23 protein-coding genes are annotated in these 25,874 nt (G+C 66.8%); 10 read left to right on the plus strand and 13 right to left on the minus strand.

Features of this window, described 5'->3' with window-relative positions:
• The first annotated feature begins 302 nt into the window (after nt 1–302).
• Both DN824_RS07865 and DN824_RS07870 read left to right on the plus strand, forming a co-directional pair.
• Complete coding sequence (locus tag DN824_RS07865; protein ID WP_138407797.1) at nt 303–1,217, plus strand: GGDEF domain-containing protein; 915 nt, start codon at nt 303–305, stop codon at nt 1,215–1,217.
• A 7-nt stretch (nt 1,218–1,224) separates the two neighbouring features.
• Nucleotides 1,225–2,244 carry an AraC family transcriptional regulator gene (locus DN824_RS07870; protein WP_138407862.1) on the plus strand — a complete coding sequence of 340 codons (1,020 nt, stop codon included), beginning with the start codon at nt 1,225–1,227 and terminating at the stop codon, nt 2,242–2,244.
• Nucleotides 2,245–2,627: 383 nt separating this feature from the next.
• Here DN824_RS07870 and DN824_RS07875 read toward each other — a convergent pair whose 3' ends face one another.
• From DN824_RS07875 to DN824_RS07895, 5 genes are all read right to left on the minus strand, one after another.
• Entirely contained in the window at nt 2,628–4,403 is a 1,776-nt protein-coding gene (locus DN824_RS07875; RefSeq protein ID WP_138407798.1) for an acyl-CoA dehydrogenase C-terminal domain-containing protein, read from the minus strand.
• 174 nt (nt 4,404–4,577) lie between these two features.
• Complete coding sequence (locus DN824_RS07880; RefSeq protein WP_138407799.1) at nt 4,578–6,371, minus strand: acyl-CoA dehydrogenase C-terminal domain-containing protein; 1,794 nt, start codon at nt 6,369–6,371, stop codon at nt 4,578–4,580.
• Nucleotides 6,372–6,488: 117 nt separating this feature from the next.
• Nucleotides 6,489–7,814 carry a GGDEF domain-containing protein gene (locus tag DN824_RS07885; RefSeq protein ID WP_414718400.1) on the minus strand — a complete coding sequence of 442 codons (1,326 nt, stop codon included), beginning with the start codon at nt 7,812–7,814 and terminating at the stop codon, nt 6,489–6,491.
• 104 nt (nt 7,815–7,918) lie between these two features.
• Nucleotides 7,919–9,724 (minus strand): phenylacyl-CoA dehydrogenase, encoded by a 1,806-nt coding sequence (locus tag DN824_RS07890; RefSeq protein ID WP_138407801.1) that lies wholly within the window; start codon nt 9,722–9,724, stop codon nt 7,919–7,921.
• Nucleotides 9,725–9,983: 259 nt separating this feature from the next.
• Nucleotides 9,984–10,232, minus strand: a complete 249-nt coding sequence (locus tag DN824_RS07895; protein ID WP_138407802.1) for a hypothetical protein — start codon at nt 10,230–10,232, stop codon at nt 9,984–9,986.
• A 184-nt stretch (nt 10,233–10,416) separates the two neighbouring features.
• Between DN824_RS07895 and DN824_RS07900 the strand changes: the two genes are divergently transcribed.
• The gene (locus DN824_RS07900) at nt 10,417–11,142 is read left to right on the plus strand and encodes an SRPBCC family protein (RefSeq protein ID WP_138407803.1); all 726 of its coding nucleotides are present in this window, start codon (nt 10,417–10,419) and stop codon (nt 11,140–11,142) included.
• Here the strand turns inward: DN824_RS07900 and bioD are convergent.
• From bioD to bioB, 5 genes are all read right to left on the minus strand, one after another.
• Complete coding sequence (gene bioD, locus DN824_RS07905) at nt 11,139–11,825, minus strand: dethiobiotin synthase (RefSeq protein ID WP_138407804.1); 687 nt, start codon at nt 11,823–11,825, stop codon at nt 11,139–11,141. The two genes, DN824_RS07900 and bioD, sit on opposite strands and share 4 nt — an antisense overlap.
• A gap of 2 nt (nt 11,826–11,827) precedes the next feature.
• A complete protein-coding gene (gene bioC, locus DN824_RS07910; protein WP_414718403.1) occupies nt 11,828–12,637 on the minus strand; it encodes a malonyl-ACP O-methyltransferase BioC in 810 nt (269 codons plus the stop codon).
• A gap of 1 nt (nt 12,638) precedes the next feature.
• Nucleotides 12,639–13,412 (minus strand): alpha/beta fold hydrolase, encoded by a 774-nt coding sequence (locus tag DN824_RS07915; protein WP_158295347.1) that lies wholly within the window; start codon nt 13,410–13,412, stop codon nt 12,639–12,641.
• Nucleotides 13,357–14,538 (minus strand): 8-amino-7-oxononanoate synthase, encoded by a 1,182-nt coding sequence (gene bioF, locus DN824_RS07920; RefSeq protein ID WP_138407807.1) that lies wholly within the window; start codon nt 14,536–14,538, stop codon nt 13,357–13,359. The genes DN824_RS07915 and bioF overlap by 56 nt, the downstream gene beginning before the upstream one ends.
• A gap of 115 nt (nt 14,539–14,653) precedes the next feature.
• Nucleotides 14,654–15,709 (minus strand): biotin synthase BioB, encoded by a 1,056-nt coding sequence (gene bioB, locus DN824_RS07925; RefSeq protein WP_138407808.1) that lies wholly within the window; start codon nt 15,707–15,709, stop codon nt 14,654–14,656.
• A gap of 85 nt (nt 15,710–15,794) precedes the next feature.
• Here bioB and DN824_RS07930 point away from each other — a divergent pair, with 85 nt between their 5' ends.
• Entirely contained in the window at nt 15,795–16,502 is a 708-nt protein-coding gene (locus DN824_RS07930) for a ComF family protein (protein ID WP_138407809.1), read from the plus strand.
• Nucleotides 16,503–16,592: 90 nt separating this feature from the next.
• A complete protein-coding gene (locus tag DN824_RS07935) occupies nt 16,593–17,567 on the plus strand; it encodes a serine/threonine protein kinase (RefSeq protein WP_138407810.1) in 975 nt (324 codons plus the stop codon).
• A gap of 169 nt (nt 17,568–17,736) precedes the next feature.
• On the opposite strand, the gene DN824_RS07940 is transcribed toward DN824_RS07935, so the two are convergent.
• The 3 genes from DN824_RS07940 to DN824_RS07950 form a co-directional block, all read right to left on the minus strand.
• Entirely contained in the window at nt 17,737–18,081 is a 345-nt protein-coding gene (locus DN824_RS07940; protein WP_138407811.1) for a multidrug transporter, read from the minus strand.
• 133 nt (nt 18,082–18,214) lie between these two features.
• A complete protein-coding gene (gene mutM, locus DN824_RS07945) occupies nt 18,215–19,027 on the minus strand; it encodes a bifunctional DNA-formamidopyrimidine glycosylase/DNA-(apurinic or apyrimidinic site) lyase (RefSeq protein WP_138407812.1) in 813 nt (270 codons plus the stop codon).
• Between the two features lie 69 nt (nt 19,028–19,096).
• Nucleotides 19,097–19,963 carry an HDOD domain-containing protein gene (locus DN824_RS07950; protein ID WP_138407813.1) on the minus strand — a complete coding sequence of 289 codons (867 nt, stop codon included), beginning with the start codon at nt 19,961–19,963 and terminating at the stop codon, nt 19,097–19,099.
• A gap of 133 nt (nt 19,964–20,096) precedes the next feature.
• On the opposite strand from DN824_RS07950, the gene DN824_RS07955 reads away from it, so the two are divergent.
• The 5 genes from DN824_RS07955 to DN824_RS07975 all read left to right on the plus strand — a co-directional run bounded on the left by DN824_RS07955 (nt 20,097) and on the right by DN824_RS07975 (nt 25,870).
• Entirely contained in the window at nt 20,097–20,639 is a 543-nt protein-coding gene (locus tag DN824_RS07955; RefSeq protein WP_138407814.1) for a type 1 glutamine amidotransferase domain-containing protein, read from the plus strand.
• Nucleotides 20,640–20,757: 118 nt separating this feature from the next.
• Nucleotides 20,758–21,954: a class I SAM-dependent rRNA methyltransferase gene (locus DN824_RS07960; protein WP_138407815.1), complete on the plus strand. Its 1,197-nt coding sequence runs from the start codon at nt 20,758–20,760 to the stop codon at nt 21,952–21,954.
• Between the two features lie 287 nt (nt 21,955–22,241).
• On the plus strand, nt 22,242–23,360 hold the full coding sequence (locus DN824_RS07965) for an ABC transporter ATP-binding protein (RefSeq protein WP_138407816.1): 1,119 nt from the start codon (nt 22,242–22,244) through the stop codon (nt 23,358–23,360).
• 133 nt (nt 23,361–23,493) lie between these two features.
• Complete coding sequence (locus DN824_RS07970) at nt 23,494–24,567, plus strand: ABC transporter substrate-binding protein (protein WP_138407817.1); 1,074 nt, start codon at nt 23,494–23,496, stop codon at nt 24,565–24,567.
• Between the two features lie 70 nt (nt 24,568–24,637).
• Complete coding sequence (locus tag DN824_RS07975) at nt 24,638–25,870, plus strand: ABC transporter permease (protein WP_138407818.1); 1,233 nt, start codon at nt 24,638–24,640, stop codon at nt 25,868–25,870.
• Nucleotides 25,871–25,874: the final 4 nt, after the last annotated feature.

The following is a 25,874-nucleotide window of genomic DNA, read 5'->3' on the forward strand; positions in this document are numbered from 1 at the left end:
CGAACGGTAGGAACGCCCGATGACACTTCGGTGACGGCAACCGGCCATGAACGCCGCTCCGGCCTTCCAGCGGCATGCGGAGTGGCTTTTTTGAGCCGAAACGACCTGTCGCAGCGCTCGGCGCGGCCCCTTGCGCGCTCCTCGACGGCCACTGCCGCAACACCCGGGCGCCCCCATGGCCCATCGGGTGCCGACGAGGGTGAAAAAGCACTGGTCCGATTCGACCCCCCGCGCTGTCACCGAAGCGTCATGGCCCTGTGCTTCCGTGACGGCTGGCGCACGCGCGCCCTACTGGAGAGCCGATGAGATCCTTCCTGAAACTGCATTCGCTGACGCTGATCGGACTGACCGTGGCCGCCAACCTCGGCCTGCAGATCTACCTCGCCGTCGGCGACATCAAGACCTGGGCCGAGATCGACTGGATGGATGTCGCCGGCGAAGGTGGCTCGGCGTTGCTCGCCTTGTTGTGGCTGACGATGCTGCTGCACAGCCGCCCGGCCGGACGCGTCACCCGACTGCTCGCCCTCGGGCTGTGCTGCATCTTCCTGTCCTGGTGGATGGATACGCTGGACGAATTCATCCGCCTGCCCGACTCGGTCGCCTGGACCAACTGGCTGGAAACCGCGCCGATGCCGATCGGCCTGCTGCTGCTCACGGCCGGCGTCTTTCACTGGCACCGCGAACAGCAGGCGATCAACCTGCAGATGAGCAAGCGCGAGCGACTGTTCCGCGAGCATCGCCTGTTCGACAAGCTGACGCCGCTGGGCGCGGCCGAATACCTGCGCCAGCAGGTGCAGCTGGCCCTGCAGCAGGCCCGCCAGCTGCAACAGCCATTGTCGCTGGTGGCCATCGACCTCGACGACTTCAGTGCGATCAACCACCGCTTCGGCCATGCCGAGGGGGACGAGGTGCTGCAGGCCACCGCCCAGTTGCTGCTGCTCAACCTGCGCCAGCAGGACCTGCTCTGCCGGCTGGCCGGCGATCGCTTCGTCGCCCTGTTGCCAGCCACCGGCGAAAGCCAGGCCCGGCAGATCGCCGAGGAACTCAGGCAGGCCGTGGCGAGCCTGGCCCATCGCAGCCGGCAACACGGCGAGCGGCTGCAGCTGAGCGCCAGCGTCGCGACGGTGATGGCCTTCGACGAAACCCCGGAGCGCCTGCTCGAACGGCTGAACCTGGGCATCGCCCGGGCCAAGCAGGGGCTGGCCCGCTGTGCCTGAAACGCCGATCGCCGCCGGCTACGACTGCGACAGTCGCTTCATCGCCGCGCATTATCAGCCCGCCACGCTGATCGATCTGGCGCTGTCGCGCGGGATCGACAGCCATTGCCTGCTGCGCGGTTGCGAGCTGTTCCACGAGGACATCGTGCGGGGCCAGGCACGGGTCAGCCCCCGGCAGTTCCTCACGCTGATCGGCAATGCCGAACGCCTGCTGGGCGCGGCCGACAGCAGCTTCCTGTTCGGCCAGCGTCTGCTGCCGGGGCACTATGGCGAGGCCAGCCATGCGCTGCTGCATGCGCTGGACCTGCAGCAGGCGCTGGACCATCTGTGCCGCTTTCGCGCCGTGCTCAGCCCGCTGCTGCGGCCATACCTGCTGTGCGACGAGCAACAGGCGCATCTCTACTGGCTGGACAGTTGCGGCAGCGGTGCGCAGCAGCGTTTCGTGCTGGAGGCGGGAATGACCGCCGTGGTGTCGATGGCGCGCCGGCTTTCGGGGGAACCCCTGCCGTGGCGCTTCCATCTCGCCCATCCGCAGCCCCGCCAGGTGGAGCAGTACTGGGTGCATCTGGGCGAGCAGCTGAGGTTCGACCAGCCGCTGAACCGGATGAGCCTGCCGCGCGAATACCTGCATCGCCGCTGGCCTCATGCCTCGAGCACCGCGGGCGGCGTCGCGCAGCAGGGCGCACAGGCCCAGCTCGATGCCCTGGGCTGGTCGGCGAGCTTTATCGATCAGCTGCACGATCACCTGCGCGAGCACATCCGCTCGGCGCTGAACCTGGAGCGCGTGGCGCTGGCCTTCGGCATGAGCCCGTCGTCGTTCAAGCGGCGGCTGCAAAAGCACGGCACCCACTTCCAGGAACAGCTCGACCTCGTGCGCACGCACGTGGCGATTCATCTCTACCAGGCCAAGGGGTATACCAACGAGGAAGTGGCCGCCTACCTGCGCTTCAACGACACCACCAACTTCCGGCGTTCGTTCAAGCGTTGGACGGGCCTCGTGCCCAGCAGCCTGAGGCAGCTGCTGTAGGCAGGGTTAATTCGTGGGGACTAATCCCAACCCTGTTTCCGGACCGCAGAAAAAGAAAAACCCCGCCGAAGCGGGGCTTTGCAGACTGTATCCTGACATTCCTTAGTCTTGCGCCGTCCTGGCGCATCTCCAGTGCTTGTCCCTGTTGATAGGTGCGCTTCCTGCGCGAAGTCCATGAGCAGAAGATTAACGACCCGTTCATTGAACGAATAGCAGCCAACTGCGGCAGTCTTTGTAAGCGATTGCTTACAGGGAACCTTCCGTGGCTCAGGCCTGTAAGTAATGGCTTACTCAACGTGCACATCTATGACCGGGGTGATGGCTGAAACGTTCCGAAACATGGCCAAATAATTTCAATATGCCCTCAGATTAAGCCGATATCCTTAGAACTGCGCGGCTTCCAGCAGGTAGAGCGATTCGCTTCCCGCCTTCACCGAGGCGCTGAGCGAATGGATCCTGGGGAGTAATCGGGCGAAGTAGAAACGCGCGGTGCCCAGCTTGGCGACATAGAAATCGTCGCCCGTCCTGCCCAGCGCCGCCGCCGCCATCCGCGCCCACAGGTAGGCATAGGCGGTATAGCCGAACACGTGCAGGTACTCCACCGAGGCGGCGCCGATCTCGTTGGGATCGCCCTTGGCCCGGTCCAGCACCCAGGCGGTCAGCTCGTCCAGGTTGTCCAGCGCCAGGCGCAGGGGTTCGGTGAATTCGCGCTGCTCGGCCGGGGCGTTGGCGATGAAGCTGCGAATCTCCTCGGAGAACGGGCGGTAAAGCGCCCCGCCGCTGCCGACCACCTTACGGCCGATCAGGTCCAGCGCCTGGATGCCGTTGGTGCCCTCGTAGATCTGGGTGATGCGGCAGTCGCGCACCAGCTGCTCCTGGCCCCATTCGCGGATGAAGCCATGGCCGCCGAACACCTGCTGGCCGTGGATGGTGGTTTCGAGCCCCATGTCGGTGAGAAACGCCTTGGCCACGGGGGTCAGCAGGGCCACCTGGGCTTCGGCGCGTTCGCGCGCTGCCGGGTCTTCGCTGAACTTGGCGATGTCCAGCTGCAGGGCCACGTAGCTGGAGAACGCCCGCCCGCCTTCGTTGAGCGCCTTCATGGTCAGCAGCATGCGGCGCACGTCGGGGTGGACGATGATCGGGTCGGCCGCCTTGTCCTGCGCCACCGCTCCGGTCGGCGCCCGGCTCTGGAGGCGTTCACGGGCATATTCAACCGCGCTCTGGTAGGAACGCTCGCCGGTAGCCAGGCCCTGGATGCCGACGCCCAGGCGCTCGTAGTTCATCATGGTGAACATCGCGGCGAGGCCCTTGTTCGGCTCGCCGACGAGCCAGCCGGTGGCGCCGTCGAAGTTCATCACGCAGGTGGCCGATGCCTGGATGCCCATCTTGTGCTCGATCGAGCCGCAGGACAGCGCGTTGCGCTCGCCCAGCGAGCCGTCTTCGTTGACCAGGACCTTGGGCACCAGAAACAGCGAGATGCCCTTGGAGCCGGCCGGCGAGTCCGGCAGCTTGGCCAGCACCAGATGGATGATGTTCTCGGCCAGGTCGTGCTCGCCGCCGGTGATGAAGATCTTGGTGCCGCTGACCTTGTAGCTGCCGTCGGCCTGCGGCTCGGCCTTGGTGCGGATCAGGCCCAGGTCGGTGCCGGCATGGGGTTCGGTGAGGCACATCGAACCGGTCCAGACGCCGGCGTACATGTTGGGCAGGTATTTTTCCTTCAGCGCCTCGCTGCCGTGGGCGTGGATCGACAGGCAGGCGCCGGAGGTCAGCATGGGATACAGGCCGAACGCCAGGCTGGCCGAGTTGATCATTTCCTCGACCTGGGCGGAGATCGCCTTGGGCATGCCCATGCCGCCGAACGCCGGATCACCGGCGACGCCGACCCAGCCGCCTTCGGCGTACAGGCGATAGGCCTCGGGATAGCCGGCCGGGGTGCTGACCACACCATCGTTCCAGCGACAGCCCTCTTCGTCGCCGCAGCGGTTGAGCGGGGCGATGGAATTGGCGGTGATCTTGCCGGCCTCCTCAAGGACGGCTTCGGCGGTATCGGCATCGACCACCTCGGCCAGTGCCGGCAGGCTCTGCCACAGGGCCGGAGCCTCGAGAACCTCGTTGAGGACGAAACGCATGTCGCGCAGCGGTGCTTTGTAATCAGCCATGGAGAGAGCCTCGCAGATCGTGGCGCCGGGCCGGCTGGCCGCAGCGTTTTCCCGAGTCTAGCCGACACCGACAGGCGCCCGAAGCGTCTAGTTGTGACCAATCGGTTCCGCCTCTTCCAGGCCGGTCACCCATGAAAAAGCCCGCCGAAGCGGGCTTTGTGGCGCTGCCTTTTCTCAGAAGACGAACTGGTCGGCCGCAAGCTTCATCAGCGTCTCGCCGCCGGCCTCGATCGACGCCCGGTGGGCCGCGGTGCGCGGCAGCAGACGGCTGAAATAGAACTCGGCGGTGACGATCTTCGATTGGTAGAAGGCCGCATCGCCCTCGCCGGCCTGGAGCTTGGCCTGGGCGACCACCGCCATGCGCAGCCAGAAATAGCCGAGGACCAGGTAGCCGCAGTACATCAGGTAGTCGACCGAAGCCGCGCCGACCTCGTCGGCGTTCTTCATCGCCGCCATGCCGATGCGGGCGGTGATCGCCCCCAGGTCCTGGTTCAGCTCGGCGAGCCGCTGGACCTGTCCCTTGAGTTCGGGATGTTCGGCGTTGGCCTGGCAGAACCTGTGGACCAGCTTGGTGAAGCCCAGCATCAGCTTGCCCTGGCTGCCCAGGACCTTGCGGCCGAGCAGGTCGAGCGCCTGGATGCCATTGGTGCCTTCGTAGATCGGGGCGATGCGGCAGTCGCGCATCAATTGCTCCATGCCCCACTCGCGAATGTAGCCGTGGCCGCCGAACACCTGCATGCCGAGGCTGGTGACCTCCAGTCCGGTATCGGTCATGAAGGCCTTGCAGATGGGCGTGAGGAAGGCCAGCAGCGCCTCGGCTTCCTCGCGCTTGCCCGCCTCGGGGCTGTGCAGCTGATCGAGCAGCTGCGCGGTGAAATAGGCCAGCGCGCGGTTGCCCTCGTTGAAAGCCTTCATGGTCAGCAGCATGCGCCGCACGTCCGGGTGGACGATGATCGGATCGGCAGGCTTGTCGGGAAACTTCGCACCGGTCAGCGAGCGCATCTGCAGGCGCTCCTGGGCGTACTTCACCGCGCCCTGGTAGCTCGCCTCGCCGTTGCACAGCCCCTGCATGCCGGTGCCGAGGCGCGCATGGTTCATCATGGTGAACATGCAGTTGAGGCCCTTGTTCGGTTCGCCGATGAGAAAACCGCGGGCGCCGTCGAAGTTGAGCACGCAGGTGGCCGAGGCCTTGATGCCCATCTTGTGCTCGATCGAGCCGCAGGCCAACGCGTTGCGCTCGCCGGCATTGCCGGCCGCATCGGGCAGGAACTTGGGCACGATGAACAGCGAGATGCCCTTGGTGCCGGCCGGTGCGTCGGGCAGCTTGGCCAGCACCAGGTGCACGATGTTCTCGGCCAGGTCGTGCTCGCCGGCGGAGATGAAGATCTTGGTACCGCTGATGGCGTAGCTGCCGTCGGCCTCGGGCACCGCACGGGTCTTGATGATCCCCAGGTCCGTGCCGCAGTGGGGCTCGGTCAGGCACATGGTGCCGGTCCAGCGGCCCTCGGTCATGCGGCTGAGGTAAGTGGACTTCTGCGCCTCGCTGCCGTGGGCGCCGATGGCGGCCATGGCGCCGTGGGTCAGCCCCGGGTACATGCCGAAGGAGGTGTTGGCCGAGCCGACCATTTCGCCGATCACCAGGCCCAGCGAGTGCGGCAGACCCTGGCCGCCATACTCGGGCGTCGAGGCCAGCCCCATCCAGCCGCCCTCGGCGTACTGGGCGAAGGCTTCCTTGAAGCCCTTCGGCGTGGTCACCACGCCATTGTCGAAATGGCAGCCTTCCTCGTCGCCGCTGCGGTTGAGCGGCGCCAGCACCTGCTCGCAGAACTTGGCGCCCTCCTCCAGGATCGCACCGACCATGTCCGGGGTCGCATCCTCGGCGCCGATGGCGGCATAGCTGGCGTGGAAATCGAACACGTCGTCGATCAGAAAGCGCATGTCGCGCAGGGGAGCCTTGTACTCGGGCATGTTGTTGTTCTCCAGAAGGCAGCGCCGGGCAGTTATCCAGCCGGCAACCTACTGCTGGGGAGCGGGGTCAACAATCACATCATGGGCGCTGAATGCGCCGCCATAACCACCGGTTCGTCAGGCCGGCTCGCGCGGCGCGCGCACCGCACCGCGGCGGTTCTCGCCATGGGCGCGTACGCAGTTTCGCCCGGCGCTCTTGGCACTGTAGAGCGCCTTGTCGGCGGCCTTGATGACCTCTTCGGCGTTGCGCTGCGAGGGTTGTCGCTCGGCCACGCCGATGCTGATCGTCACCGAGACCTGGCTCGCCGTCTTGCCGGCGCGGCGCTGCCGACCCTGCTCGTCGCTCTTCGGCCGGCTGGCCGTGTCGCGCAGCTGCAGGGCATAGCCTTCCACCGCCAGCCGGATGTCTTCCAGATGGGGCAGGCAGGCCTGCAGGTCGCGGCCGGGGAAGACCAGGGTGAATTCCTCGCCGCCATAGCGGTAGGCCCTTCCGCCACCGCCGATCCTGCGCAGCCGGCTGGCGACCAGGCGCAGCACCTGGTCGCCCACGTCATGCCCGTGGGTGTCGTTGAACGACTTGAAATGGTCGACGTCCGCCATGGCGATCACATACTGCCGGCCGAGTCGCTGCAACCGCTCGTTGAGCGCCCGCCGATTCGGCAAGCCGGTGAGCTCGTCGCGAAACGCCATCAGGTAGGCTTCCTGCACGATGGCGACCACCAGGATCAGCATCGTCAGGCTGGTCAGCACGTTCAGCGCGCCCGGCCGGCTGAACACCTGCGGCAGCATCAGCAGCAACCCGGGCAAGGCCACCAGTTGCGCCGCGTGCAGGGCACGGGGTCTTCGCCAGTACTGCACCGCCAGCGCGACGAAGCCGAGCAGGAACGGCGGATAGGCCAGCTGGATCAGCTGCAGCCAGTCGGCCTGCAGCGCGGGCCAGCGAACCGTCACCAGCCATTCGTGCACGGCTTCGGGAAAGCGCCGCCCCAGCGCGAACGCGAGGCTGACCACCACCAGGAGCACGGCGGCGCGCGCCAGGCCGTCCTGCAGGAGATGGGTGCGCTCGTGCCAAAGGGCATAGACGCCGTAGAGCAGCGGCAGCAGCAGGCTGCACAGATGGAAGGTCAACGCCGCCTCGGGCAGCAGCGTGCCGGTGGCCCGGTAATGGTCGGCCTGGGTGTCGAGCAGGAAATAGGCGATGTACACCACGAGCAGCAGAAACAGCTCGCGCAGCCGCCCGTAACCCAGGCACAACGCGCCGCCCATCAGCACCAGCACGGTCGGCAGCACGTTGAACAGGGAAACGAAAAACTCGTTGAGCACGGGCCGACGTGCCGTCAACAGCCCGACCGCCAGCAATCCCAAGGGCGGCAGGACATGACTGAAGCGCGCGGCGGCTGAACGGGGCACGGGTACTCCGGCGGACGGCCAGGAAAGCGGCATTTTGCCTGCATTCGCTCAGCTGTACACCTTTCTTGTCCCGCGCGTGAAACAGGCGAAAAAAAAACCGCTGCCTGCGCAGCGGTTCTTTTACGCGTCCGAAGGACTCAGTACGCCAGGGCGAAGTGTTCTTCGTCCATGTCCATCAGGTTGTCGGCGCCCGACAGCATGGCTTCGACGTGGGTGCGGGTACGCGGCAGGATGCGCTTGTAGTAGAAGCGCGCCGTCTGCAGCTTGGCCTTGTAGAAGCCTTCCTCGGCGGTGCCGGCGGCCAGCTTCTCCGCGGCCACCCGCGCCATGTCGGCCCAGAAGTAGGCCAGGCAGGCATAACCGCAGTACATCAGGTAGTCCACCGAGGCGGCACCGACTTCTTCGCGGTTCTTCATGGCCGCCATGCCGACCTTCATGGTGATGTCGCCCCACTCCTTGTTCAGCTTGGCCAGCGGCTCGACGAATTCCTTCACCGCCTCGTTGCCTTCGTTGGCCTGGCAGAACTTGTGCACGACCTTGGTGAAGCCCTTGAGCGCCTCGCCCTGGGTCATCAGCACCTTGCGGCCGAGCAGGTCGAGCGCCTGGATGCCGGTGGTGCCTTCGTACAGGCAGGAGATGCGGCTGTCGCGCACGTTCTGCTCCATGCCCCACTCGGCGATGAAGCCGTGGCCGCCATAGATCTGCACGCCGTGGTTGGCGGACTCGAAGCCCACTTCGGTCATGAACGCCTTGGCGATCGGGGTCAGGAAGGCGAGCATGGAATCGGCGGCCTTGCGCTGCTCCTCGTCCGCGCTGCGCTGGACGATGTCCACCTGCTTGGCGGCGAAGTAGAGCATCGCGCGGTTGCCCTCGGCGAAGGCCTTCATGGTCAGCAGCATGCGGCGTACGTCCGGATGCACGATGATCGGGTCAGCGGCCTTGTCCGGCGCTTTCGGACCGGTCAGCGAACGCATCTGCAGGCGCTCGCGGGCGTACTGGATACCGCCCTGGAAACCGATCTCGGCATGGGCCAGGCCCTGCAGCGCAGTGCCCAGGCGCGCGGTGTTCATGAAGGTGAACATGCAGTTCAGGCCCTTGTTCGGCGGGCCGATCAGGAAGCCGGTGGCGCCGTCGAAGTTCATCACGCAGGTCGCGTTGCCGTGGATGCCCATCTTGTGCTCGAGCGAGCCGCAGGACACGCCATTGCGCTCACCCACGCCGCCCTCGGCGTTCGGCAGGAACTTGGGCACGATGAACAGCGAGATGCCCTTGGTGCCTTCCGGCGCATCGGGCAGGCGGGCCAGTACGATATGGACGATGTTGTCGGCCATGTCGTGTTCGCCGGCGGAAATGAAAATCTTGGTGCCGGTCACCTTGTAGCTGCCATCGGCCTGGGGTTCGGCCTTGGTACGCAGCATGCCCAGGTCGGTGCCGCAGTGCGGCTCGGTCAGGCACATGGTGCCGGTCCACTCGCCGGACACCAGCTTGGTCAGGTAGGTCTGCTGCTGCTCGGCCGTGCCGTGGGCGTGCAGCGTGTTCATCGCACCGTGGGACAGGCCGGGGTACATGCCCCAGGACCAGTTGGCTTCGCCGACCATCTCGCTGACGGCCATGCCGAGGGACTCCGGCAGGCCCTGGCCGCCGTGCTCGACGTCGTGGGCCAGGCTCGGCCAGCCGCCTTCGACGAACTGCTTGTAGGCTTCCTTGAAGCCGGTCGGCGTCTTCACGCCCGACTCGCTCCAGGTGCAGCCCTCGATGTCGCCGACACGGTTGAGGGGAGCGATCACCTGCTCACAGAACTTCGCGCCTTCATCGAGAATGGCATTGACCATGTCCGGCGTCGCGTCTTCACAACCCGGAAGGCTCTGATAGTGCGCCTCGTAGCCGAGCAGCTCGTCACGTACGAAGCGGATATCGCGCAAGGGGGCCTTGTAATCAGGCATAGCGTAAACCTCAGCGGTGAGTTCTTTTGATCAGATGACCGGCTGGCCGGTCGCTTCAGGTTCGGATATTGACCGGTCGGCAGCAGGCCGAAGGGGTCAAACAGGCGTTTGAAACATACGTTTAGGCCTGAGGGATGTCAAGCAGGCACCCCCTTTCCGTTTATCGGCAGATATCAGGATATGCAAGGCATGACAGGGCGCCCGGCGATGGCCGGGCGCCCTGGATTCGAAAGGAGAAGAAGAAAGAGGCGCTGAAAGGTCAGGCGCGGGTATCGATCAGCGTACCGAGCACTTCGTCGGCGCTGCGCACCAGGCGGGCCCCGATCTGGGCGTCGTAGCGGCCCTGCTGCAGCTCGACCAGCTGCAAGGCGAGTTCCGCACTGCTGGGAGCGTCGCTGTTGTCCGGAACCGATGCTCCGGCGATACGCCCTGCGGCCTGCTCGACGCGCTGTTGGCCCGCGTTGATGGCGGTCACTCCGTAGGAGAACAGGCTGTTGGAGATCTGCATGGCGGTACCCGGGATGGAATCGTCTGGCCATTATTGAAGCAGAGTCGTTCCGTTGACGCCAGAGACATAACGGAATCAACCCGCCTTCCCTTATACCCAGCGCCACATTCAGTCACTGCTGCACAGGAACGCCAGCGCCTCGGCGGCAGTCCTCTCTAGCAGTATCCATTGCCCGGAGCACGACATGAACCGATCGAAATCACCTTTGCTCGCACAGCGCCTCGACGCGGAAATGGCCCAGGCGCCGAACGTCCACGGCCTCGAACGCCTGGCGTCAGGGCTGATCGGCGGCTGGCTCGTCGGGCGCGGCCTGCGCAGCGGCGGCCTGTTCGGCCTGGTGGGAATCGCGCTGGGCGGCATGGCGATCGCCCGGGGTGGCTCGGGCCATTGCGCCGCCAAACGCGCCCTGTCGCCGAGCGACTATGAGAAGCAGGTGGCCGAGGAGAACCGCTGGAGCAGTGCCAAGGCGCTGTCGTGCAGCATCACGGTCAATCGCCCCCGCGACGAGGTCTACGCCTACTGGCGCGATTTCAGCCACATGCCGACCTTCATGGCGTTCATCGAGCGGGTCGAGGCTCGCGACGACCACCACGCGCACTGGGTCGCCCGACTGCCGATGACGGACAAGACCCTCGAATGGGACACCTACGTGACCGAGGACGTGCCCGGCGAACGCCTGGCCTGGATGTCCGAGGCCGACGCGCCGATCCGCAACCTCGGCTGGGTGACCTTCCGCGATGCGCCCAACGGCAGCGGTACCGAAATCCAGGCGGTGATCGCCCACGAAGTGCCCGGCGGCCAGATCGGCTATGCGCTGGCCAAGGGTTTCAGCACCCTGTCCGGCTTCGAGGTCAGCCAGGACCTGCGCCGGTTCAAGGAACTGATGGAAACCGGCCGGGCCGGCGCCTAGCCGACCCGCAACTGCCCCAGATCCAGATGTGGCGCGACGACCGATGGCGTCGCCGCCGCAAGCTGCGGCACGAGCCCGATACAGGGCGCATCCAGACGGTCGGCCAGCGTGCCGAGGTTCTCTTCGAGACGCGAGGTCTGCGCATCGACGATGTTGGCGACCCAGCCCGCCAGGGGCAGCCCGTCACGGGCTATCGCCTCGGCGGTGAGCAGCGCGTGGTTGATGCAGCCCAGGCGCACGCCCACCACCAGGATCACCGGCAGGCCCAGCAGAACGGCGAGATCGGACAGGTTCTGCCGCCCCGACAGTGGCACCCGCCAGCCTCCGGCACCCTCCACCAGGCTGAAATCGGCCGCCAGCCCCAGCATCGCCCGCACCGGCGTTGCGAGCCCTCCGGCGCTCAGCTCGACCCCGGCTTCCCGAGCGGCCAGATGCGGCGCGATGGCTGGCTCGAAGGCGAACGGATTGACCTGCTCATAGCCCATCGGCAGCGTGCATTCGCCCAGCAGCGCCAGGGCATCGGCGTTGCGCAGGCCGGCCGCGGTGCGCTCGCAGCCCGAGGCGACCGGCTTGGCGGCCGCCGTGCTCAGCCCGGCAAGCCGCGCGGCATGGAGCAGCCCCGCGGCAATGGTGGTCTTGCCGACCTCGGTGTCGGTACCGGTGACGAAAAACGCCGCGGCCATGCTCAGGCCTCCTTCAGCAAGAGGCCCTGGACGACCTGATAGGTCACCGGCAGGCCCTGGGGCTGGCGCAGGTGTTCGTAGGCCTCGATCAGCGCCCGCATGCGCGCCCGGCCGGTCAGTCCACCCGGGCGCCCGGGGTTGAGGTTATGGGCGCCGAGCGCCTTGAGGTCGTGGGTCAGCCGCCGCAGATCGGGGAAGAACAGCCGGTGGGGCACCTGCTCGAGCTGCGCCGCCCGCAGGCCGCTGCCCCCGCACAGCGCCTGGTACTGCTCGAAACGGCGGAAGCGATTGACGTGGACGAAACCGTCGACCTGCTCCCAGCTGTCACGCAGCTCCTGCAGCGTGCCGGCGCAAAGGCTGGTGAAGGCGAACACCCCGCCCGGACGCAGCACCCGCCGGGCCTCGCCGAGCACCGCGGCGAAATCCGGACACCACTGCACTGCCAGGCTGGAAAACAGCACATCGACCGAGCCGTCGCGCAGCGGCAGCGCCTCGGCATCGCCGGCGACGAAATCCTGCGCCCCGCCCTGCAGGCGCGCGTGCCGCAGCATGCCCTCGGCGATATCCAGCGCCAGCCCTTCGGCGGCGGGGAAACGCTGCGCCAGCTGGCGACTGAAGTAACCGGTGCCGCAGCCCAGGTCGACCCAGCGCTCGATGCCGCCCTTGGGCAGGGATTCGAGCAAGGCCTCGCCCACCTGGCGCTGCAGCTGGGCGACGGCATCGTAGCTGGCCGCCGCCCGGGAAAACGACGCGGCCACCTCGCGCTTGTCGGGCAAGCCGGGCGCGCTGACCACAGGTCGCTCCGCGATCATCTCAGCCATCTTCGCCCTCGCGCATGAATCGAACCATCAGCCGCGCGACGGTATCGGGCTGCTCCAGCGGCAGGCCATGGCTGGCGTCATCCACGATGCGGATGTCCACATCCGGCACTTCGGCCTGCAGCGCGTCGGCAGCGGCGACCGGCACCAGCGCATCGCGACCGGCGAACAGGTGCAGCTGCGGCCCGGCAAAGGCACCCAGCACGTCGCGGTTGTCCAGGTGCGCGAGCAGTTGCAGGCCGGCGTCCAGGGCGGCCGGGCTCATGGCCGCGTGGGAGACCTGCAGCTGGCGGGCCAGGGTCTTCGGATCGAAGGCGCCACGACTGACCAGCAGGGTGAAACGCTTGAGGGTCAGCTCGGGATCGAGACCAAAGGCCTGGTGGAAGGTATCGAAGATCTCGGCCGGCATCGCCGTCGGCCATTGTTCGCTGCTGCGAAAACGAAGGTTGCTGGCGATGCCGATCAGCCCACGGCAACGCTCGGCACGGCTGGCCGCCAGGCGCGCCGCCAGCATGCCGCCCAGCGACCAGCCGGCGAGCCAGGCGCCATCGGGGATCTGCGGATCGAGCGACTTGAGCCACTCGGCAGGCTCTGCCCGGTCGGGCAACGGCAGGATATCGACCTGCAGGTGGGAGTCGCGCTCGAGCAGCGCGTCGCGAAGCGGGGCCAGCGCCGCCTCGCCAAAGGCCCAGCCAGGCAGCAGAATCAGTCGGTTACGCATTCTCGAAGGCCTCCTGGGCCAGTCGGTTCCAGCATTCGGCCAGGATATCCAGCAGACGTTCCACCTGCGCCTCGCTGTGGGCGGCCGTCAGGGTCACCCGCAACCGGGCGCTGCCCGCCGGGACCGTCGGCGGGCGAATCGCACCGACCAGGATGCCGCGTTCGCGCAACAGCGCCGAAAGACGCAGGGCGCGCTCGCTGCTGCCGACCAGGATCGGCTGGATCGGCGTCGGGCTGTCCATCAGGGTCAGGCCGATGTCCGCCGCGCCCTGGCGAAAGCGTGCGATCAGCCGGTTCAGATGCGCCCGTCGCCAGCTCTCGCCCCGCAGCAGCTCCAGGCTTTTCAGGGTCGCGCAGGCCACCGCCGGTGGCTGGCTGGTGGTGTAGATGTAGGGCCGGGCGAACTGGATCAGGGTCTCGATCAGCTCTTCGCTGCCGGCCACGAAGGCACCCGCGGTGCCGAACGCCTTGCCCAGGGTGCCGACCAGCACCGGCACGTCGTCGATGCCCAGCCCGAAGTGTTCGACGATGCCACCGCCGGTCGCGCCGAGCGGGCCGAAGCCGTGGGCGTCATCCACCATCACCCAGGCGTCACGGGCCTTCGCGGCGGCGCACAGGGCGGGCAGGTCGGCCAGATCGCCGTCCATGCTGAACACCCCGTCGGTCACCACCAGCGTGTTGCCGGTCGCCTTCTCCAGGCGCTTGGCCAGGCTCGGGGCGTCGTTGTGCAGGTAGCGCGAGAAACGCGCGCCGGACAGCAGGCCGGCATCGAGCAGCGACGCGTGGTTGAGGCGGTCCTCCAGCACGGTGTCGCCCTGCCCCACCAGCGCGGTGACGGCGGCGAGGTTGGCCATGTAGCCGGTGGAGAACAGCAACGCCCGTGGCCGCCCGGTGAAGTCGGCGAGCTCCTCCTCCAGTTCGTGGTGCGGCGTGCTGTGGCCGACGACCAGATGCGAGGCACCGCCGCCGACGCCCCAGCGCTCGGCGCCCCGCTGCATGGCGCGGATCACTTCGGGGTGGTTGGCCAGCCCCAGGTAGTCGTTGGAACTGAACGCCAGCACCGCCTCGCCATCGACCACGACCTCGGGCCCTTGCGGGGCCTGGAGCAGCGGGCGCTGGCGGTAGAGGTGTTCGGCCCGGCGGGCGGCGAGGCGGGAAGCGAGATCGAAGGGCATACGAAGCTCTCAGCTGGAAGCCTGAAGCGGGAAGCCACGCCGAACCGCTTCAAGCTTCCGGCTTATAACTTCCAGGGCGTAGGGTGGATGACGCGCAGCTCATCCACCATGGGCATCAGGCGGTGGCGTCGTAGAACAGCTTCGAATCGCGCTGCTCCACCAGGGCCTGCTCGATGGCGGCCTGGTGCACTTCGTCGTCGTGCTCCTCGCGGGCCTCGGGCTGGATGCCCAGGCGCTTGAACAGCAGCATGTCCTTGTCGGCCTGCGGGTTGCCGGTGGTCAGCAGCTTCTCGCCGTAGAAGATCGAATTGGCACCGGCGAAGAAGGCCAGCGCCTGCATCTGCTCGTTCATCTGCTCGCGGCCGGCCGACAGGCGCACATGGGATTTCGGCATCATGATTCGCGCCACGGCGAGCATGCGGATGAAATCGAAGGGGTCGACGTCCTGCTCGTCGGCCAGCGGCGTGCCCTTGACCTTCACCAGCATGTTGATCGGCACCGACTCGGGATGCTCGGGCAGGTTGGCCAGCTGGATCAGGAGGCCGGCGCGATCGTTCAGCGACTCGCCCATGCCGAGGATGCCGCCGGAGCAGATCTTCATGCCCGCGTCACGCACGTAGCTCAGCGTCTCCAGACGATCGGCGTAGGTGCGGGTGGTGATGATGTTGCCGTAGAACTCAGGCGAGGTATCGAGGTTGTGGTTGTAGTAGTCCAGCCCCGCTGCGGCCAGTGCCTTGGTCTGCTCCTGGTCGAGCTTGCCGAGGGTCATGCAGGTTTCCAGGCCCAGCGCCTTCACGCCTTCGACCATCTTCAGGACGTAGGGCATGTCCTTGGCGGACGGATGCTTCCAGGCCGCGCCCATGCAGAAGCGGGTCGAGCCGATGGCCTTGGCTTCGGCCGCGGCCTTGAGCACCTTCTCCACCTCCATCAGCTTTTCCTTGTCCAGGCCGGTGTTGTAGTGGCCGGACTGCGGGCAGTACTTGCAGTCTTCGGGACAGGCGCCGGTCTTGATCGACAGCAGGGTGGACACCTGCACGCGGTTGGCATCGAAGTGCTGACGATGGACGGTCTGCGCATGGAACAGCAGATCGTTGAAGGGCTGCTCGAACAGCGCCTTGACCTCATCGAGGCGCCAATCGTGGCGCAGGGCGGAAGCGGAAGTGGCGCTCATGGGCAGTCCTTGTAATAGAGTGGTGCCTGACACGGATGCGAAATGGTTAGCCAACCCCGACAGGCTGTCAACCAGGAATGGAATCATGGTGAACAACTGGCTAAATAATGAACACTTCTGCCTGCTGTGCGACGAACCGAGCGAAGCCGGCCAGGCCCTGTGCAGTCCTTGCGAGGCCGACCTCCCCTGGCTCGGCGGCCGCTGTGCGATCTGCGCGCTGCCCTTGCCCACCCGTGGGCTGGCGTGCGGCGCCTGCCTCAAGCGCCCGCCGGCTTTCGATCACGTCGAGGTGCCATGGCGCTTCGCCTTTCCGGTCGATGCGCTGATCACCCGCTTCAAGCACCAGGCACGCTGGCCGCTCGGCCGTCTGCTGGCGCAGCGCCTGGGACTGCACCTGAGCCACGCCTTCGACGAGGGGCTGGCGCGGCCGGATGCACTGCTGCCGGTCCCGCTGTCGCACAAGCGCCTGCGCGAGCGCGGCTTCAACCAGGCGCAGATGCTGGCCGGCTGGCTGGGCCGTTCGCTGGACATCGAGGTCGACGAACACTCGCTGGTACGCACCCAGGACACCGCCTCGCAACAGCAGCTCGACGCCGCGGCGCGCCGGCGCAACCTTCGCCAGGCCTTCGCGCTGGGTTCGGCCGGGACGATACGGGGTCGCCACCTCGCGCTGGTCGACGACGTGCTGACCACCGGCGCGACCGCCGAGGCGCTGGCGCGGCTGCTCAAGCGCGCCGGCGCCGCCCGGGTGGATGTCTACTGCCTGGCCCGCACGCCGAAACCGGGCGACTGAGCCGCCCCTGAACGGCAGTGCCTGGATGCACCGCGGTTGTGCAAACATCTGGTTGCAATACACTGACCGGCCACGCCCGCGGAGACGCCCATGTCCCATCCCTTCGATACCCTCACGCCCGACCTGGTACTCGACGCGGTGGAGAGCCTCGGCTACCTCAGCGATGCCCGGGTACTCGCGCTCAACAGCTACGAGAACCGCGTCTATCAGGTCGGCATCGAGGACGAAACGCCGCTGATCGCCAAGTTCTATCGCCCCGGGCGCTGGAGCGACGAGGCCATCCTCGAGGAGCATCGCTTCAGCCTGGAGCTGGCCGAGCGCGAGGTGCCGGTGGTCGCACCGCTCATGCGCGATGGGCAATCACTGTTCGAGCACGCCGGGTTCCGCTTCACGCTGTTTCCCCGACGCGGAGGCCGCGCACCGGAGCCGGGCAACCTGGACCAGCTCTATCGTCTCGGCCAGCTGCTGGGCCGGTTGCACGCGGTGGGCTCCGCGCGGCCCTTCGAGCATCGCGAAAGCCTGCTGCCGCGCCATTTCGGCCATGACTCGCTCGCCACCCTGCTCGACGGCAACTTCGTCCCCGCCAGCCTGCGCCCGGCCTACGCGTCGGTCGCCCGGGACCTGCTCGCCCGCATCGACGAGGTCTTCGCGGCCACGCCGTACACGCCGATCCGCCTGCACGGCGACCTGCATCCCGGCAACATCCTCGGGCGGGACGATGCCTTCTATCTCGTCGACATGGACGACTGCCGGATGGGCCCGGCGGTGCAGGACCTCTGGATGATGCTCGCCGGCGAGCGCCACGAGCGCATGAGCCAGCTGGCGGAACTGGTTGAGGGCTATCAGGAGTTTCACGACTTCTCGCCGCGCGAACTGCCACTGATCGAAGCGCTGCGGGCGCTGCGACTGCTGCACTACAGCGCCTGGCTGGCGCGCCGCTGGGACGATCCGGCCTTCCCGATGAGCTTTCCCTGGTTCGGCAGCGAACGTTACTGGGGCGACCAGGTGCTGATCCTGCGCGAACAGCTCTCGGCACTGGCCGAAGAACCGCTGAAGTTGTTCTAGCGGGGGCGCCTCGCTGGGCACGCCTGGTGGAGCGGCGTCTGGAAGGCAAACAGCGGGAGCACGCGAAGGTGCTGGAGAAGGCAGGCTCAGGCCTGGATCGCGACAGGTTCGACCGAACCCTGGAGCGGAAAGAAGCGCCTGCGCATCGATTGCGGCAGGCGCTCGGAAATCAGTTCTGGTAACCCTCGCCCGTGCAGCCCAGGCAGCGCACGAACGCCGCCTTGCCCGGCTCGACCACCAGTGCCTTGCCGGCTTCGCCGACGTTGCCGCCCAGCGCGGTGAACGGCAGGCTGACCAGGAACGCGCCGGCACCGATGACGGTAGCGCCGATCAGCAGCGGACGGGCGATCAGCAGGTCGCCGATCATGGAGAAGGCCTTGGGCGCCTCGACGGTGTACATCGGATCGCCGCTGGCGTTCTGGGGAGCGTTCACCACTTCTGCCGCCTGGGCCGGCAGTGCCATCAGGCCAGTGGTCAGTGCCAAGACAACGGCGGTCGAGCGGAACAGTTTCATGGTGTGGTCCTTCAGCTGTGCAGAGCGTGGCGATGAGTTGTAGTGCCGCCAACTATAACAGCGGCGCACGGCTTACCAACGTGAACGCCGTCAACGACCGGACGGGAAAATCGGCCATCGATCGCCTTTCCCCTCAGCGCTGGCAACGCGCGCAATACACGCTGGCGCGTTGTCCCAGGCGGATTTCGCGCAGCGTCCCGCCGCAGGTCTTGCACAGTTCCCCGCCTCGTCCATAGACGAACAGCTCCTGCTGGAAGTAGCCGGGCTTGCCGTCGCCCCCGACGAAATCGCGCAGCGTGGTGCCGCCGCGCTCGATGGCCATCGCCAAGATCCGTTTGATCTCCACGGCCAGCTTCAGGTAGCGCGCCTTCGAGATGCTGCCGGCTGGCCGCCGCGGGTCGATGCCGGCGGCGAACAGCGCCTCGCTCGCGTAGATGTTGCCGACGCCCACCACCACCGCGTTGTCCATGATGAACGGCTTGACCGCCATGCTGCGCCCGCGCGACAGCCGGTACAGGCGATCGCCGTCGAAGGCCTCGCCGAGCGGTTCCGGGCCGAGCCCGGCGATCAGGACGTGGGCGTGGGGGTCGTCGCTCCAGAGCAGCGCACCGAAGCGGCGCGGATCGGTGTAGCGCAGCGCCATGCCCGAATCGAGCAGCACGTCGACATGGTCGTGCTTGCCGACCGCGAGCGACGGGTCGACCAGGCGCAGGCTGCCGGACATCCCCAGATGGGCGATCAGGGTGCCCTGCTCCGCGTGGATCAACAGGTACTTGGCGCGCCGCTCGACCGACTCGATGCGCTGGCCGGAGAGGCGCACGTCCAGGTCCTCGGGAATCGCCCAGCGCAGGCGGCGCTCGCGCACGATCACGCGGCTGACGCGGTGGCCGAGCAGGTGCGGCTCGATGCCGCGGCGGGTGGTTTCGACTTCGGGTAGTTCAGGCATGGCAAACGGAGCGTGGGGAATGCGGGCGGCTACCCTAGCAGGAACGCCACCGGCCGACGAGGCGCGGCACTAGGCCACGCCGAGTTCGCGGATGCTGTCCTTGAGGTTGAGGAAGTCGTATTCCGACAGGCCCACGTATTCGAGCACCAGCTGGGAAATGTGCGCCCACTCGTGGTCCTCTTCCTGCCCGCCGAGCACGCGGTGGCAGGCACAGATGTGCTCGGCCATCTTGAGGATCGCCAGCAGCGTCTTGAGCTGGGCATCGCGCCCCGAATCGTCGACGAACAGCGACCAGGCGTTGTGGTGATTGGCGATCGCGTCGCACAGCCGCAGCGGCAGGTTCCAGGACTTGGCGGTGAAGTAGCCGACCACCGCGTGGTTGGTGTTGAGCACGCGGTTCTCGACATCGACGATGCGCTGTTCGGCGCAGCAGCTGGCATAGGCTTCTTCGAGCACGCCCATGTAGTTGGGGAAGCGCTTGAGCATCAGCGGAATGCCGCAGTCGTGGAACAGCCCGAGGGTATAGGCCTCGTCGGGGGCCTGGTAGCCGATCCGCTTGGCCAGGGTCAGGCTGGTCATGGCCACGTCCTGGGCGGTGTCCCAGAAGCGGTTGAGGGTGACGATGGTCTCGTCGCTCATCTCGCCCTTGATCGACTGGGCGTTGATCAGGTTGATCACCGAGTCGCAGCCCAGCAGGTTGACCGCCTGCTGGATCGAGGCGATGCGGTTGGACAGCTCGAAGAAACGCGAATTGACGATCTTCAGCAGCGCCCCGGAAAGCCCCGGGTCCTGGCTGATCAGGCGGGCGATGATCTTGAGGTCCGGAACCGGCATCACCTGTTCCATCTGCAGGTCCACCAGGATCTGCGGCTGAGGCGGCACGCTGATTCCCTGCAACACGTGGCGGATCTGCTCCGCGGTTAATTCGACGGCCATGGCAACGACTCGAGGGAGAGAAGGCAATAGGCCATCCTGTGGCCGGAGCGAAACTTTGGCCGAGAAGGTGGTCGGATTTCAAGAGAGCGGCGCCAAAAGGCGTGTCCTTTTTTGTTACCGAGGAGGAGATAACATGGCCAATGAAATCGCGGGTAAACGTGTCGCCATCTTGGTCACCGACGGCTTCGAACAGGCCGAGCTGACCGGGCCGAAGGAGGCGCTCGAGAAAGCCGGCGCCAAGGCCGAGATCATTTCCGCCAAGGGCGGCAAGGTCACCGGCTGGAACCACACCACGCCGGCGGACGAGTTTCCGGTGGACAACACCTTCGACAGCATCCGCGTCGAAGACTACGACGCCATCCTGCTGCCCGGCGGCGTGGTCAATTCCGACACCATCCGCACCGACGAGATGGCCCAGGAGCTGGTCCGCGACGCGGCCCGCGCCGGCAAGACCATCGCGGTGATCTGCCATGGCGGCTGGCTGCTGATTTCCGCCGACCTGGTCAAGGGCAAGCGCATGACCAGCTGGCCGTCGCTGACCGACGACCTGAAGAACGCCGGCGCCAACTGGGTAGACGAGCAGGTGGTGGTCGACGGCAACCTGATCAGCAGCCGCAAACCGGACGACATCCCCGCCTTCAGCCAGGCCCTGATCGACGCACTGGCAGCGGCCTGAGCCCCCACCCACTCCTTCCGGCCCGTGCTGCCGAGGCGGCCTCAGAAGCCGCCCGCAGCCGGTGCCTGGTGCCTATGGCTTTAGCCTATAATCCCGCCCCTTTTGCCGGAGCGCCTTAATGACACTGCCCAGCCTGCGCCTCAAAGCCAACGCCGACCGTCGCCTGCGCGCCGGCCACCTGTGGGTCTACAGCAACGAGATCGACACCGCGGTGACCCCGCTCAACGCCTTCCCGGCCGGGGCCCAGGCGGTGCTCGAAGCCGCGGGCGGGCGACCACTGGGCATCGTCGGCGTGTCGCCGAACAATCTGATCTGCGCGCGCCTGCTGTCGCGCGACCTCAAGCACAGCCTCGACAAGTCGCTGCTGGTGCACCGGATCAAGGTGGCGCTGTCGTTGCGCGAACGGCTGTTCGACCAGCCCTGCTACCGCCTGGTCTATGGCGACTCCGACCTGCTGCCCGGCCTGGTGGTCGATCGCTTCCACGACATCCTGGTGGTGCAGCTCGCCTCGGCCACCATGGAGCAGCACCGCGAGGCCGTCCTCGAAGCCCTGGTGCAGGTACTCAAGCCACGCGGCGTGCTGTGGAAGAACGACTCCAGCGCGCGCGACGCCGAAGGGCTCGAACGCTACGTCGACACCGCCTTCGGCGTGGTCCCCGAGTGGGTCGCGCTGGAAGAGAACGGCGTGAAGTTCGAGGCCCCGGTGATGCAGGGCCAGAAGACCGGCTGGTTCTATGACCACCGCATGAACCGCGCGCGCCTGGCGCCCTACGTCAAGGGCAAGCGCGTGCTCGACCTGTTCAGCTACATCGGTGGCTGGGGCGTGCAGGCGGCCGCCTTCGGCGCGACCGAAGTGATGTGCGTCGACGCCTCGGCCTTCGCCCTCGATGGCGTCGAGCGCAACGCCACCCTCAATGGCGTCGCCGAGCGTCTGGTCAGCGTCGAGGGCGACGTGTTCGAGGCGATCAAGGAACTCAAGGCGGCCGAAGAACGCTTCGACGTGGTCATCGCCGACCCGCCCGCCTTCATCAAGCGCAAGAAGGACCTGAAGAACGGCGAAGCGGCCTATCGTCGCCTCAACGAGCAGGCCATGCGCCTGCTGAGCAAGGACGGGGTCCTGGTGAGCGCGTCGTGCTCCATGCACCTGCCCGAGGACGACCTGCAGAACATCCTGCTCTCCAGCGCCCGCCACCTGGACCGCAACATCCAGCTGCTCGAGCGCGGTGCCCAGGGCCCGGACCACCCGGTGCACCCCGCGATTCCCGAGACGCGCTACATCAAGAGCCTCACCTGCCGCCTGCTGCCCAACAGCTGAGCGCACCGCCAAGGCACAGCCCGGCGCCAGGCCGCACCAGCGGCAGGCATGGCGCCGGCCGCCCACCCGCCGGGCGGGTGTTACGCGTCCCTACACCGCCATGATGACCAGGGCGACTTCCCGACCGCCTAGAGCCCGCCGCAGAGCGCAGCACCGTGGATGAGGCACCCATGGCCCGCTAATTGCTTTTCAACCTCGCTGATACTGCCGCTCCCAAATGAAGCAGGCAGACGCCTCAAATCGGGCCAGGCCAGACGCCGCGCCCCTGGAAAGGACCTAGCGGGGATATGGACGCACAGGCCGGTGGCACACCCTTCCTGCAATTCACCCACGTCAAGAAGACCTACGACCACAAGACCCTGGTGGTGAAGGATTTCAACCTCGACGTCGCCCGTGGCGAGTTCATCACCCTGCTCGGCCCGTCCGGCTCGGGCAAGACCACCTGCCTGATGATGCTGGCAGGCTTCGAGGACGTGACCAGCGGCGAGATCCTCATCGACGGCCGTCCGGTCACCAGCATCGCCCCCTACCATCGCAACATCGGCATGGTGTTCCAGCAATACGCGCTGTTTCCCCACATGACCCTGCGCGAAAACCTCGCCTACCCGCTGAAGGTCCGCAAGAGACCGAAGGAGGAGATCCGCGCCAAGGTCGACGAATACCTCGCTCTGGTCGAGCTGCAGGCCTTCGGCAACCGATATCCCGCCCAGCTTTCCGGCGGCCAGCGCCAGCGCGTGGCACTGGCCCGCGCGCTGATCTTCTCCCCCGACATCGTGCTGATGGACGAGCCGCTCGGGGCCCTGGACAAGAAGCTGCGCGAGCAGATGCAGTTCGAGATCAAGCGCCTGCACGAGCAGCTGGGCTTCACGGTGATCTACGTCACCCATGACCAGACCGAAGCGCTGACCATGTCCGACCGCATCGCCGTCTTCAACCACGGCGTGGTGCAGCAGTGCGCCGCGCCCCACGTGCTCTACGAGCGCCCGGCCAACCTGTTCGTCGCCGACTTCATCGGCGAGAGCAACAAGCTCGGCGGCGTGATCGAGGCGGTCGGCGAGGACACCGTCACGGTGCGGCTGGCCGACGGCGAGCAGGTCAGCAGCCTGAAAGTCGACTGCAGCGAAGTCGGCCAGCCGACCACCGTCTCGATCCGTCCGGAAAAGCTCACCTTCAGCGACCACCTGGGCAGCGCCGGCAACCGGGTCAAGGCGCGCTTCGTGACCCGTCATTACGTCGGCGAATACATCCGCTACCACTTCGAGACGACGACCGGCACCGAGCTGGTGGTCAAGAACATGAACGACCGCTCGGCGCCGCAGTTCAACGCCCGGCAGGAAGTGTCCCTGGCCTGGCTGCCGCATGACAGCCAGGCCCTCGACGGCGCACCGGCACCCGCGCCCGTCTAGAGCAGGCAGCAAGCGTCGGCCCGAACGGGCCGCGTGGAGAGCAGGCGGCAAGGCATCGCCAGGCAGTGAATCGACGATGCACAGCGGACCCTGAGCAAGCGCGAACACCCACTGAACGGACGGAGCATCACCCATGGCGAAACCACTGACACTTCACTTCCCCGCACTGGCCCTGGCGGCGGCCATCGGCCTGGCCGCCCAGACCGCCTACGCGGCCGAAAGCCTGACCGTCGTTTCCTGGGGCGGCGCCTATGGCGCGGCCCAGCAGAAGCACATGATCGATCCCTTCCAGAACGACACCGGGGTCAAGGTGCTGTTCGAGGACTACACCGGCGGCGTGGCGGAAATGAAGGCCCAGGTCGAATCCGGCAACGTCCAGTGGGACGTGGTCGACGTCGAGGTGATCGACCTGGAGCGCGCCTGCTCCGAAGGCCTGCTCGAAGAACTCCCGCGCGACATCCTGCCGGCCGGCGCCGACGGCACGCCGGCGGCCGAGGACTTCATCCCCGAGGCCCTGGCCAGCGAATGCGCCGTGGGCAACATCGTCTGGTCGGTGGTCTTCGCCTACAACAAGGACACCATCGGCGGTACCGCGGCCGCCTCGATCGGCGACTTCTTCGACCTGGGCAAGATCCCGGGCAAACGTGCCATGCGCAAGCGTCCGCAGGTGAACATGGAATGGGCGCTGATGGCCGATGGCGTGCCGCCGGAAGACGTCTACGAGGTGCTGGCGACGCCCGAAGGGCAGCAGCGCGCCTTCGACAAGCTGGCCACCATCAAGAAGGACATCGTCTGGTTCGATTCCTGGTCCCAGGCACCGCAACTGCTCAACGACGGCGGCGCCGTGCTGGTGCAGTCGGCCAACGGCCGCTTCTACGATTCGATCCGCCAGGAAAACAAACCCTTCGTGATCGTCTGGGACGGCCATGTCTACGACCTCGACGCCTGGGCCATCCTCAAGGGCTCGAAGAAAAAGGACCTGGCGCTCAAGTTCATCGCCTACGCCACCGAGTCCAAGCCGCTGGCCGGAATGTCGGACGTCGCCTACGGCCCGACTCGCAAGTCCTCCACGCCGATGATGGACCCCACCGCCGCGCCGCACCTGCCCACCGCCCACCTGGACAAGGGCATCCAGGCCGGTTCCGAGTTCTGGGCCGACTACGGCGAATCGCTCGGCGAGAGATTCAACGAGTGGCTGTTGAAGTAACCGACCCGCGCCCGGCCGAGCGGCCGGGCGCGATCCACCTCGACCGTCAGCGCTGCGCAGGAGCCCCTGCTTGTCATCCCTCACCACTACCGAGGCCGGCCAGGCCACACGCGCCAGACGCCGCAGACGGCTGACCGCTTTCCTGTTCGTCGTGCCGCTGCTGGCGTTCATCCTGGTGACCTTCGTCGCCCCCATCGCCAGCATGCTCTGGCGCAGCGTCCACCACCCGACGGTCGCCGAGCTGATTCCGCAGACCCTCGGACAGCTGCAGCGCTGGGATGGCCAGGCCACCCCGGACCGGGACACCCTCGACACCTTCGCCCGCGAGCTGCACGGGCTCGCCGGCGAACGCCTCTCCGGCAAGCTCGCCGAAGAGCTCAACCGCGCCTACGCCGGCATGTCCAGCGTGGTGAAGAGCAGCGCGCGCCAGGTCGGCCGGCTCGATGCCGGGCAGCTCCAGGCCAAGGGCGCCGACACCCTGCTCGACGCCCATCGCAACTGGAGCCGTCCGGACGTCTGGCATGCGATCCAGCGCGCCGGGCAGCGCTACACCTATGACTATTACCTGACGGCGCTGGACCTGCAGTTGCATCCCGAACAGGGCCTGCAGGTGCGCGAGGACACCCAGATCTACCTGCAGCTGTACGGCAAGACGCTGAAGATGGCGCTGGTGATCACCCTGCTCTGCGCCCTGCTCGGCTATCCCCTGGCCTATTACCTGGCCAACCTGCCGGAACGCCGCGCCAACCTGCTGCTGGTGATGGTGCTGCTGCCGTTCTGGACCTCGTTGCTGGTGCGCACCACCGCCTGGATCGCGCTGCTGCAGACCAACGGCGTGATCAACTCCCTGCTGCTCGGTATCGGCCTGATCGGCACGCCGTTCGAGATGCTCTACACCTCGTTCGCCACCGTGGTGGCAATGACCCACATCCTGCTGCCGTTCATGGTGCTGCCGCTCTACAGCGTGATGCGCGGCATCGACCCCAGCTACCTGCGGGCGGCGATGTCGCTTGGCGCCAAGCCGCTGCCGGCCTTCGCCAGGGTCTACTTCCCGATGACGCTGCCGGGCCTGAGCGCCGGGGCGCTGCTGGTCTTCATCATCTCGGTGGGCTACTACATCACCCCCGCGCTGGTCGGCGGGACCGATGGGCAGATGATCAGCAACATCATCGCCTTCCACATGCAGCGCTCGAACAACTGGGAGCTGGCCGCCGCGCTCGGCTCGCTGCTGCTCGCGGTGATCCTGCTGCTCTACTGGCTGTACGACCGCTTCGTCGGCGTCAGCAACATCAAGCTGGGGTAAGCCG

The organism is Stutzerimonas nosocomialis (assembly GCF_005876855.1).
GTDB lineage: Bacteria > Pseudomonadota > Gammaproteobacteria > Pseudomonadales > Pseudomonadaceae > Stutzerimonas > Stutzerimonas nosocomialis.